The sequence below is a fragment of the Duganella sp. 1411 genome, assembly GCF_017833525.1.
In the GTDB taxonomy this organism is placed as follows: Bacteria; Pseudomonadota; Gammaproteobacteria; order Burkholderiales; family Burkholderiaceae_D; genus Rugamonas.
This window is the reverse complement of record NZ_JAFICD010000008.1, coordinates 99,654-111,536: the sequence shown is the minus strand read 5'-3', so window position 1 is coordinate 111,536 and position 11,883 is coordinate 99,654. Positions and strand designations below refer to the sequence as shown.

The following is an 11,883-nucleotide window of genomic DNA, read 5'->3' as shown; positions in this document are numbered from 1 at the left end:
ATAACGGCATTCGAATCAGGAGACGAAACAAATGAAGAAAATACTGAGTGCGGCCGCCATCGCGGTCATGATGGTGTGCGCCGGCGGTAACGCCATGGCGGACGCCAAGAATCCCAAAATCGGCTTCTCCATCGACGACCTGCGCCTCGAGCGCTGGGCGCGCGATCGCGACTACTTCGTCGCCGCCGCCGAAAAGCAGGGCGCCAAGGTCTTCGTGCAGTCGGCCGACGCCAGCGAGCAGCGCCAGATCGCCCAGATCGAGAACCTGATCTCGCGCGGCGTCGACGTGCTGGTCATCGTTCCCTACAACGCCACGGTGCTGAACAACGCCGTCAAGGAAGCCAAGAAGGCCAAGATCAAGGTGGTCTCGTACGACCGCCTGATCCTCAACGCCGACATCGACGCCTACATCTCCTTCGACAACAAGATGGTCGGCGAGATGCAGGCGCAGGGCGTGGTGGCCGTCAAACCAAAGGGTAACTACTACCTGCTGGGCGGCGCGCCGACCGACAACAACGCCAAGATGCTGCGCGAAGGCCAGCTCAAAGTGCTGCAGCCGCTGATCGACAAGGGCGACATCAAAGTCGTCGGCAAGCAGTGGGTCAAGGACTGGAACCCGGCCGAGGCGATGTCCATCGTCGAAAACGCGCTGACCGCCAACGGCAACAAGCTCGATGCGGTGGTCGCCTCCAACGACGCCACCGCCGGCGGCGCGATCCAGGCGCTGGCTTCGCAAAAACTCGACGGCAAGGTGGCCGTGTCGGGCCAGGACGCCGATCTGGCCGGCGTGCGCCGTGTCATCGCCGGTACCCAGACCATGACCGTCTACAAGCCGCTCAAGCTGATCGCCAGCGAGGCGGCCAAGCTGTCGGTGCAGCTGGTGCGCGGCGAAAAGCCGGGCTTCAATTCGCAGTATCAGAACGGCTTTAAACAAGTCGACACGCTGCTGCTGAAACCGACAATGCTGACCAAGGCGAACATGGATGTCGTCGTCGCCGACGGCTTCTATACCAAGGCACAACTTGCGGCCGCGAAGTAATCGCCGCTTCATGAAGACCGGGGCGTCGCCAAAGACGCCTCGCCGTGCGTTCGCACTGTCTTTCGCCACGCCTCGCTTCGCCGATAACGCGGCTTGCGCGTGGCGAGTTCCACCACCTCTGCGAGAACCAGTATGTCCGGCTATTTGCTAGAAATGAAGGGCATCGTCAAAAAGTTTGGCGGTGTTCCGGCGCTCGACGGTATCGACCTGCAAGTGCGGGCCGGTGAGTGCATCGGCTTGTGCGGCGAGAACGGCGCCGGCAAGTCGACCCTGATGAAAGTGCTGTCCGCCGTCTACCCGCACGGCACCTGGGACGGCGAAATCCACTTCGACGGCAAGCCTTTGCAGGCGCAGTCGATCCGCGAAAGCGAGGCCGCCGGCATCGTCATCATCCACCAGGAGCTGATGCTGGTGCCCGAGCTGTCGGTGACCGAGAATCTCTTCCTGGGCAACGAGATCACGTTGCCGGGCGGCCGCATGGATTATTCGGCCATGAACCAGCGCGCCGAGGCGCTGCTGAAGGAACTCAATCTGACCGACGTCAACGTGGTGCTGCCGGTGTCGAACTACGGCGGCGGCCACCAGCAGTTGATCGAGATCGCCAAGGCGCTCAACAAGAACGCGCGCCTGCTGATCCTCGACGAGCCGTCGTCGTCGCTGACGACCTCCGAGATCCAGGTGCTGCTCAATATCATCCGCGGCCTGAAGGCCAAGGGCGTGGCCTGCGTCTACATCTCGCACAAACTCGATGAGGTGGAGGCGATCTGCGACACCATCGTCGTCATCCGCGACGGCCAGCATATCGCCACCACGCCGATGGACAAGATGGACGTCAAGCAGATCATCGCGCAGATGGTCGGCCGCGAAATGAACCAGCTGTATCCGACGCTGGAGCGCACGCCCAGCGAGGACATCGTGTTCGAGGCGCGCAACGTCACCTGCTACGACGTCGAGAAGCCCGAGCGCAGGAAGGTCGACAACGTCTCCTTCTCGCTGCGCAAGGGCGAGATCCTCGGCATCGCCGGCCTGGTGGGCGCGGGCCGCACGGAGCTGGTGTCGGCGCTGTTCGGCGCCTATCCGGGCCGCTCGGAGGCCGAGGTCTGGCTCGAAGGCGCGAAGATCGACACCGGCACGCCGCTCAAGGCCATCCGCGCCGGCCTGGCGCTGGTGCCGGAGGACCGCAAGCAGCACGGCATCGTGCGCGACCTGGACGTCGGCCAGAACATCACCTTGTCGGTGCTGGGCCGCTTCTCGCGCTTCACCCGCATCGACCGCGAGCAGGAGCTCAAGGTCGTCAGCGAGGAAATCGCCCGCCTGGGCCTGAAAACGGCCAGCCCGTTCCTGTCGATCACGTCGCTCTCGGGCGGCAACCAGCAGAAGGCGGTGCTGTCGAAGATGCTGCTGACGCGCCCCAAGGTGCTGATCCTCGACGAGCCCACGCGCGGCGTCGACGTCGGCGCCAAGTTCGAAATCTATAAACTGATGCTGGAACTGGCCAGCCAGGGCGTCTCCATCATCATGGTGTCGTCCGAGCTGGCCGAGGTGCTGGGCGTGTCCGACCGCGTGCTGGTCATGGGCGAGGGCAAGCTGCGCGGCGATTTCATCAACCAGAACCTGACCCAGGAAACGCTGCTGTCGGCAGCACTCGATCATTCGTGATGCCTTATCTGTGAAAACCATGCAAACAAATAAACTCAAACAGCTTTTCACGCAGTACAAGATCCTCGCGCTGCTGATCGCCATCGCCATCATCTGGGCCTTCTTCAGCTGGAAGACCGAGGGCGGCTTCATCTCGCCGCGCAACCTGTCCAACCTGATGCGGCAGATGGCCGTCACCGGCATCGTCGCCTGCGGCATGGCCTTCGTCATCATCGCCGGCGAGATCGATCTGTCGGTCGGCTCGCTGCTTGGCCTTCTTGGCGGCGTGGCGGCGGTGCTCGACGTCACCCACCACATGCCGCTGCCGGCCACCATCGCGGTGGTGCTGGCGTGCGGCCTGGTGCTCGGACTGTTCAACGGCTACCTGACCGCGTACAAGGGCATCCCGTCCTTCATCGTCGGCTTGGGCGGCATGCTGGCCTACCGCGGCATCGTGCTCGGTGTGACCGATGGCGTGACGGTGGCGCCGGTGTCCGAGTCGATGGTGCAACTGGGGCAGGGCTACCTGTCGCCGCAGATGGGCGTGGGCCTCGGTGTCGCCCTGTTCGTGCTGGGCGCGGTGCTGACCTGGCGCCAGCGCGCCAGCCTGGCGCGCCACGGCCTGCCGGTGCCGCCGATGTGGCGCGACGGTCTGCGCCTGGCGGCGATCGCCGTGGTGCTGTTCGCTTTCGTGCGCACCTTGAACAGCTACGAGGGCATTCCGCTGCCGGTGCTGCTGCTGCTGGTGTTGCTGGGCGTGTTCAGCTACGTCGCGACGCAGACCGTGTTCGGCCGCCGTATCTACGCGGTCGGCAGCAATATGGAGGCGACCCGTCTGTCCGGCGTCAACGTGCAGGCGGTGAAGCTGTGGATCTTCGGGATCATGGGCTTGATGTGCGCATTGGCGGGCCTGATCAACACGGCCCGTCTGGCGGCCGGCTCGCCGTCGGCCGGCACCTCGGGCGAACTCGATGCGATCGCCGCGTGCTTCATCGGCGGCACCTCGATGCGCGGCGGCTCCGGCACCGTGTACGGCGCGTTGATCGGCGCGCTGGTGATGGCCAGCCTCGATAACGGCATGTCGATGCTGGATGTCGACACCTACTGGCAGATGATCGTCAAGGGCTGCATCCTGACCTTGGCCGTGTGGGTCGACGTGGCGACGCGCTCCGGCCGCCGTTGAGTCTGATAAGCTGAGTCCGGTTCCTCCCCCACGCGGCCCGCAACGACGGGCCGCGTTGCCGTTTACGGCCCTCGTTTGTCTTATGTACACGACGCTTGCGGATTATCATTCCGCCGCTTGGTGAATTTCGCAATTGCCACACTTTTGGGTAACTTGCAAAATGTTCGCATAGCATCGTATGGCCTCGGCACCCAGCCAATAAAGCCAGAACGACAAAAATATTAAGAGCGAGACACCACCAAATGATGATCAAGCAGGGCGCCCGTCGGCGCCTGCGTGCTCACTCGCCCTTACGTCCCTAAAAAACCCGGCTTCACCGCAGCAGCAGTAAAGCTTCAGTAGAGAATCACCAACAAGGCCGAAGAGCCGTGATTTAAGTTGTATAACTTTGGAGAGCGTGAATGAAACAGTTTAAGAAAACAGCGATCGCACTGGGCCTGGCCCAGATGGCGATGATGGCCAGCGGTGTCGCCTCGGCGCAAACCGCCCAGGAACCGGCCGCGAAATCCGACACCCCGGCGCCAGCCGCGGCGCCGGTGGCGGTGGTCATCACCGGTCAGCGCGCGGCGCTGCAATCGGCACAAAAAATCAAGCAGAACGCGGACGAGGTGGTCGACTCGATCTCCGCCGACGATATCGGCAAACTGCCGGATCGCTCGGTCACCGAGGTGCTGCAACGCGTCTCGGGCGTGACCATCGACCGCGCCATGTCGCGCGCCGACCCGGATCACTTCTCGGTCGAAGGCTCGGGCGTGTCCGTGCGCGGCTTGAGCTACGTGCGTTCGGAACTGAACGGCCGCGATTCGTTCTCGGCCAACGGCGGCCGCTCGCTCAACTTCGAGGACGTGCCGCCGGAGCTGATGGCCGGCGTCGACATCTACAAGAACCCGTCGGCGGAACAGGTGGAGGGCGCCATCGGTGGCCTGATCAACCTGCGCACCGCACTGCCGTTCGATTACAAAGGCTTCAAGGCTTCCATCAGCGGTTCGGAGACCTATTCCAAACTGCGCAAGGGCAAAGCGTCGCCATCGGGTTCCGGCATGGTGACCAATCGCTGGAAAACCCCGTTCGGTGAAGTCGGTGCCCTGATCGACCTGGCCTACTCGGAATCGGCGACCCGCACCGACGCCATCCAGGTCGAGCCGTACTACCCGCGCACCGACATCGTTCCAGGCCGCACCGTCTATATTCCCAAAGGCGCGGAATGGCGTTCGCTGAACTTCGACCGCACCCGCGAAGGCGCGTACGGCGCGCTGCAGTGGAAACCGAACAGCGAGATCACCACCGGCCTGACCTACTTCAAATCGAAGTACAAGATGAGCTGGGACGAGCAGGCGATCTTCGCCCAATCGAGCCCGTACAACATCCAGGTCGCCAACGGCAAGTACGCGGACAACGGCGCCTTCATCAGCGGCACCCTGAGCGACCCGGCCGATGGCGGCATTAACTTCAACAACGATACGCGAGCCGCATGGCGCAAGTCCGACACCACCGACGTGTCGTGGAACATGCGCTGGCGTCCGAACGACCGCTGGACCATCACCACCGATCTGCAGCGCATCCGCGCCAATACCCAGAGTGTCGATTCGACCGTGGCCACCGGCTTGAAAATGCCGAAGGAGCAGCTGGACCTGTCGGGTAGCCTGCCGAACATCGTCTTCGACGCCGCGGACCGCGCCAACCTGGCCAATCCGAACAATTACTATTGGGCGTTCACGATGGAGCACCTGGATCGCGCCAAGGCCGATTCGGACGCGGGCAAGATCGATCTGAAATATGACTTCGACCACCCGATCTTCCGCGACATCAAGTTCGGTGCGCGCATGACCAATCGCGATTCGGTAACGCAGAACTCCAATCCAAGCTACAACTGGGCCGCCATTACCCAGCCATGGCAGGGCGAGATCAGCGGCCTGGCCTATCTGGGCGATCCGCGTTTCTCGGGTAATACCACGGTCCACTCCTTTGATAACTTCTTCAACGGTAAAATGAGCGTGCCTGCGGTGGTGTTCCCGAACCCCTCGCTGGCGCAGGGCTACCCATCGAGCTACGCCACGCTGCACTCCTATCATGACATCCTGTGCGCGGAAAAATCGGGTGCGGCAAATTGCACGCCATGGAAAGCGGCCACCTTTGGCGGCGATCCGGCCGGTATCAATGAGCAGAGCGAGAAAACCAAGGCGCTCTACACGCAAACCCGCTTCGGCTTCGACGACCTGAAATTCCCGGTCGACGGTAATATCGGCCTGCGCTACGTGAAGACCGATTCCCACGCCACCGGTTACACGGTGTTTAGCTCGACCACCCCGACGAATAATCCGGCGATTCCGGTCTTCGCACCGTTCCAGAGGGCGGAAAGCTACGAGAACTCGTACCACAACTGGCTGCCTAGCCTGAATCTGCGCATGAAGGCCAGCGACACGCTGCAGTTCCGTTTCGCGTTCGCGTCGGCGATGTCGCGTCCGGACCCGTCGCAGTTGCAGGCTTACACGTCGTTGAGCCAGACCGCCGACGTCAAATCCGACGGCACCGTCAACAGCCAGAGTCTGACCGGCGAAGCCAAGGGCAACCCGAATCTGCGTCCGATCACCGCCAAGCAGATCGACCTGACCGCCGAGTGGTACTTCTCGCCGGTCGGCTCGTTCACCCTGGCCTTGTTCAACAAGCAGTTGAAGGACGTGATCGTCAACCAGACGACCGCGTATCAACTGAACTCCGTCACCGGACAGTCGTATAACTTCATCACCACCGCGCCGGTCAACGGCGCCAAAGGCCGCGCACGTGGTTTCGAGCTGGCCTACCAGCAGTACTTCGACAAGCTGCCGGGCGCCTTGTCGGGCCTGGGCCTGCAGGGTAACTTCACCTTCGTCGACAGCAAGCGCACCTTGTACAACGGCGTCTACCAGCAGTACTGCACGGGCAGCGGCGGCGGCGCCGCCAACCTGAACTTGAACCTGAACGGTTGCGACACCAACGGCACCACCTTTGGCAATCTGCCATTGGAAAACCTGTCCCGTCGTTCGTACAACATCGCTTTGATGTACGACAAGGGCCCATGGTCGGCGCGTCTGGCCTACAACTGGCGTTCGAAGTCTCTGCAGGCGGTCAACGTGAACGGCACCCAGGGCACCGACGGTACCGACACCAACCCGGCCAGCCCGAACTTCGGAAAGACCACGGTGGCATGGGGCTTGCCAACTTGGGCTGACGATTACGGCCAGGCCGATGCCTCGGTGTCGTACAAGATCAACGACAGTGTGCAGATCGGCCTGGAGGCGCAGAACATCACCGACTCCAAGTACAAGGTCCTGATGCAGCAGACTACCGGTATGATGGGCCGCGCATGGTTCTCGTCCGGCCCGCGCTACGTCGCTCGCCTGAGCTACAACTTCAATTAAGGAAAGGCTAGACCGCATGAAGATGATCGCCCGCCAGCTTGTAAGCTCCATTGGTTTTGTTGTATTGGCCTCGGCTGGCGCGGCGGCCGCGCCGATCCCCGAACTGGTACAAAAGGATGGCCGTTACGCCTTGATGGTGGACGGCGCGCCTTTTGTGATGTTCGGGGCTCAAGCGCAGAATTCGAGTAACTATCCGCTGGCCCTGAAGAAGCTTTGGCCGGCGATCAAGGACATGAACGCCAACACGCTCGAAATCCCGGTCGCATGGGAACAGATCGAGCGGGTCGAAGGCAAGTTCGATTTCAGCTATGTCGATACGCTGGTGGCCGAGGCGCGCAAGAACAAGGTGCGCCTGGTGCTGCTGTGGTTCGGCACCTGGAAGAACACCGGCGCCAATTACGCGCCGGAGTGGGTGAAGTTTAACAACCAGCGCTTCCCGCGCATGCTGGACAAGGAAGGCAAGCCGATTTACTGCCTCTCGCCGCAGGGCGAGGAAACGCTCAAGGCCGACAAGAAGGCGTTTGTCGCGCTGATGACGCACATTAAAAAGATCGACGAGGCGCACCGCACCGTCATCATGATGCAGGTCGAGAACGAGGTGGGCACCTACGGCTACGCGCGCGACTACGCGCCGAAGGCCGAAGCGGCGTTCAACCAGCCGGTGCCCGAAGCGGTGTTGAAGCGTAAAAAATCGCCGGTGGCGCTGGCCGCCAGCGGCACCTGGAAGCAGGTCTACGGCGACTACGCCGAAGAGTACTTCCACGCCTGGTCGATCGCCAGCTACATCGGCGAGATCGCCAAGGCGGGCCGCGCGGTCTACAACCTGCCGATGTACGTCAATAACTCGATCCGCGATCCGCTCGAAGAGCCGGTCAAGCCGTGGAACAAGAATTTCGCCAGCGGCGGCCCGACCTTCGACGTGATCGATATCTACAAGGCCGCGGCGCCGGCGATCGACTTCGCCGCGCCCGATATCTACAGCCCGGACTCGAAGAAGTTCGTCGCCACGCTAGACAAGTTCCAGCGTCCGGACAACCCGCTGGCCGTGCCGGAGATGAGCAATGCCGCCGAATACGTGCGCTACGCCTATCTGGTGCTGGGCCGCGGCGCGATCAACTTCTCGCCGTTCGGCATCGACTACGCCGACTACAGCAACTTCCCGCTTGGCCACAAGGCCACCGACAAGACCATGGTCGAACCGTACGCGAAGATCTATTCGGTCTTCCGCCCGATGGAGCGCCAGTGGTCCAGGTGGGCGTTCGAGGGCCGCACCTACGGCGTGGCCGAAGGCGACGACCGCGCGCCGCAAACCATCGCGATGAAGGGCTGGAAGGGCACCATTTCGTTCCGCGAATGGCAGTTCGGCGAGCGTGAATACTTCAAGGATGTGAAGGACCTGCCGGCCAACACGGAGAAACCCAACGGCGGCGTGGCGATCGCGCAGATCGCCGACGATGAGTTCATCATCGTCGGCCAGTACGCGCGCGTGAAGATCGACCATGCGGACGGCAAACCAACGATGTGGGCGCGCGTCGAGGAAGGCTATTATGATCCATCCGGTAAATGGGTCATGGAGCGCAACTGGAACGGCGACCAGACCGACTACGGCCTTAACCTGACCGGCAAGCCGGTGGTGTTGAAGGTTAAAGTCGGTACGTACTAACATAAAAAACACAGGAGATAGAACATGCGATTCAAAGCGATAGTGCCGGCGGCTTCGTGCCTGGCGGTGATGATGTCCGGCCACGCATTGGCCGGGACGTTTGAAAAGACCGCCACCGGCGTGGTGGTCAAGCCCGATGCCGGCGCCAAGGAAGTGCGGCTCGAGGTCATGAGCGACAACATCATCCATGTCGTCAAGACCGATAAGGAAGGCAAGGAGCTGACTCCCTCGCTGATGACGGTGGCCGCACCTGTTAGCGGTATCTTCAGCGTCACCGCTTCGGGCAAGGACAAGGTCACGCTCAAGGCGAAGAAAATCTCCGTCGCCGTGTCGCTGGCGACCGGCCAGGTGCAGTTCTTCAACGCGGCCGGCAAGGCTTTCCTGAGCCAGGCCTCGGAGAGCATGACGCCCGTGGACATCGGCGGCAAGCCGTTCATGGCGGTTAAGCAGGGCTTCAACCACGGCACCAAGGACGCATACTATGGCCTGGGCCAGCACCAGAACGGCCAGATGAATTTGAACGGCGAAGACGTGCTGCTGATGCAGCACAATATGGTCATCGCGGTGCCGTTCGTCGTCTCGGACAAGAACTACGGCGTTTTGTGGGATAACAATTCGATCTCGCGCTTCGGCGACACCAAGCCGTACGGCTTCCTGAGCCGCGACCTGAAACTGGTCGACGACGAAGGCAATGCCGGCGGCCTGACCGCGCGCTACTACGTCGACGGCAAGTTGGTGCTGACGCGCCAGGAAAAGGACATCGACTACCAATACCTGAAGGACGTGGCCGAGAACTGGCCGAAGGAACTGGGCGATCCGAAGAAGGCGGTCGGCGTCAAGGTGGTGTGGGACGGCACGCTGACCTCCGACAAAACGGGCGTGCACAAGATGCAGATGTATGCGTCCGACTACGCGAAGCTGAGCATGGACGGCAAGGAAGTCATGGACGTCTGGCGCCAGGGCTGGAACCCGTGGTACCACAACTTCGAGCAGAAGTTCGAAGCCGGCAAACCGGTCAAGCTGCATGTGGAATGGAAGCCGTCCGGCGGCATGATCGCCATGACGCACAACGATCCGCTGCCGGCGCCGGAACGCCACTCGCTGACGTTCTCCTCGGAAGTCGCGCAGAGCATCAACTACTACGTCGTGAACGGCGAGACCAGCATCGACAACGTCATCGCCGGCTACCGCCATCTGACCGGCCAGGCGCCGATGATGCCGAAGTGGGCCTATGGCCTGTGGCAGTCGCGCCAGCGCTATGAAACGCAGGAGCAGCTGCTCGGCGTGTTGCGCGAGTACCGCAAGCAGGGCTGGCCGGTCGACACGATGGTGCAGGACTGGTTCTACTGGCCGCAGGACGGCTGGGGTTCGCACGATTTCGACAAGACCCGCTTCCCCGATCCGAAAGGGATGGTGGACGAGGTCCACAAGAACAACGCCCGCATCATGATTTCGATCTGGGGCAAGTTCTACGACAACACCGCCAACTACAAGGAGCTGGCGTCGAAGGGCTATATGTGGACCAAGAACGTCGAAAACGGCGATCTTGACTGGGTGGGCCCGGGCTACAAGAACAGCCACTACGACCCGTACACCAAGGGCGCGCGCGAGATGTACTATCGCCAGATGAAGTCCAAGCTGGTCGATCTGGGCTTCGACGCCTGGTGGATGGATAACACCGAACCGGACGTGTTGTCGAACACCCGCCTGGAGGACTTCAAGAAGCTGATCGGACCGACCGTCTACGGCGCCGGCGAAATCACCTTCAATCCATATAGCCTGGTGCACACCGAGGGCTTCTACCAGGGCCTGAAGAACGATCAGCCGGAGAAGCGCCAGTTCATCCTGTCGCGTTCCGGTTTCGCCGGCATCCAGCGCAACGCCACCGCCTTGTGGAGCGGCGACACAGCCAGCCGCTGGAACAATCTGTACGACCAGATCTCGGCCGGCGTGAGCATGTCGATGTCGGGTATCCCCAACTGGACGCACGATATCGGCGGCTACGCGCAGGAAGCCCGCTACCAGGTCGGCGCCACCGGCACGGCGCAGGAAAACCGCGCGGTCGGCGCGGCGGTGGCCAATCCGGAAGATATGAAGGAATGGCGCGAGCTCAATCTGCGCTGGTGGCAGTTCGGCGCGTTCTCGCCGCTGTTCCGCTCGCACGGCGAGGTGGTCAAGCGCGAGATCCACGAGATCTCGCCGGAAGGCTCGCCGATGCGCGAATCGATGGTCTGGTACGACAAGCTGCGCTACCGCATGATGCCGTACATTTATTCGACGGCGGCGACGACCTACCACGATTCGGGCACCATCATGCGCGGTCTGGTGATGGACTTCCCGAACGACGACGCGGTCAAGAACATCAAGGACCAGTACCTGTTCGGTCACAGCCTGATGGTGGCGCCGGTGTACGTGTACGGTGGCCGCGAGCGCGATGTCTACATGCCGAAGGGCGCCAACTGGTATGACTTCTATACCGGCGAAGTGCACAAGGGCGGCACCAAGACCTCGATCAAGGCGCCGGAAACCCGCATGCCGCTGCTGGTGAAGGCCGGCGCGATCCTGCCATTGGGTCCGGTGACGCAGTACGTCGACGAGAAACCGGATGCGCCGATCACGCTGAACATCTACACCGGCGCGGACGGCAAATTCAGCCTGTACGAGGATGACGGCGTCTCCAACGCCTACCTGCGCAACGAGTTCTCGCGTATTCCGCTGAGCTACAACGACAAGACCGGCACCGTCACCATCGGCGAGCGGGTGGGCCAGTTCAAGGGCATGGTCGCCAAGCGCGAGTTCAAGGTGCGCTTCATCAAGGCCGGCGTATCGAGCTCGGACAACTTCGACGCCGCCGACAAAGTCGTCAGCTATGAAGGCAAGGCGGTCACCGTCAAGCGCTGATTTTCGCACCGACGATGATTCCTCGATGACGGCGGGGGCGGTGCATGCCGCCTCCGCCGTT

Annotated in this window: 6 protein-coding genes; all 6 read left to right on the top strand. The window is 62.1% G+C overall.

Features of this window, described 5'->3' with window-relative positions; genetic code table 11:
* The first annotated feature begins 31 nt into the window (after positions 1 to 31).
* The 6 genes from xylF (at position 32) to JOD97_RS28620 (ending at position 11,822) form a co-directional block, all read left to right on the top strand.
* Complete coding sequence (gene xylF, locus JOD97_RS28645; protein WP_209726077.1) at positions 32 to 1,039, top strand: D-xylose ABC transporter substrate-binding protein; 1,008 nt, start codon at positions 32 to 34, stop codon at positions 1,037 to 1,039.
* A 132-nt stretch (positions 1,040 to 1,171) separates the two neighbouring features.
* Entirely contained in the window at positions 1,172 to 2,698 is a 1,527-nt protein-coding gene (xylG, locus tag JOD97_RS28640; RefSeq protein ID WP_209726075.1) for a D-xylose ABC transporter ATP-binding protein, read from the top strand.
* A 19-nt stretch (positions 2,699 to 2,717) separates the two neighbouring features.
* Positions 2,718 to 3,860 carry a sugar ABC transporter permease gene (locus JOD97_RS28635; protein ID WP_209726073.1) on the top strand — a complete coding sequence of 381 codons (1,143 nt, stop codon included), beginning with the start codon at positions 2,718 to 2,720 and terminating at the stop codon, positions 3,858 to 3,860.
* A gap of 401 nt (positions 3,861 to 4,261) precedes the next feature.
* Positions 4,262 to 7,258, top strand: a complete 2,997-nt coding sequence (locus JOD97_RS28630) for a TonB-dependent receptor (RefSeq protein WP_209726071.1) — start codon at positions 4,262 to 4,264, stop codon at positions 7,256 to 7,258.
* Positions 7,259 to 7,274: 16 nt separating this feature from the next.
* Positions 7,275 to 8,921 (top strand): DUF5597 domain-containing protein, encoded by a 1,647-nt coding sequence (locus JOD97_RS28625; protein ID WP_209726069.1) that lies wholly within the window; start codon positions 7,275 to 7,277, stop codon positions 8,919 to 8,921.
* 24 nt (positions 8,922 to 8,945) lie between these two features.
* On the top strand, positions 8,946 to 11,822 hold the full coding sequence (locus JOD97_RS28620) for a TIM-barrel domain-containing protein (protein WP_209726067.1): 2,877 nt from the start codon (positions 8,946 to 8,948) through the stop codon (positions 11,820 to 11,822).
* The last annotated feature ends 61 nt before the right edge of the window (positions 11,823 to 11,883 follow it).

Coding starts and splice junctions, on each gene's coding strand:
- JOD97_RS28625 (WP_209726069.1), top strand. CDS start 7,275: ATGAAGATGATCGCCCGCCAGCTTGTAAGCTCCATTGGTTTTGTTGTA.
- JOD97_RS28635 (WP_209726073.1), top strand. CDS start 2,718: ATGCAAACAAATAAACTCAAACAGCTTTTCACGCAGTACAAGATCCTC.
- xylG (WP_209726075.1), top strand. CDS start 1,172: ATGTCCGGCTATTTGCTAGAAATGAAGGGCATCGTCAAAAAGTTTGGC.
- JOD97_RS28630 (WP_209726071.1), top strand. CDS start 4,262: ATGAAACAGTTTAAGAAAACAGCGATCGCACTGGGCCTGGCCCAGATG.
- JOD97_RS28620 (WP_209726067.1), top strand. CDS start 8,946: ATGCGATTCAAAGCGATAGTGCCGGCGGCTTCGTGCCTGGCGGTGATG.
- xylF (WP_209726077.1), top strand. CDS start 32: ATGAAGAAAATACTGAGTGCGGCCGCCATCGCGGTCATGATGGTGTGC.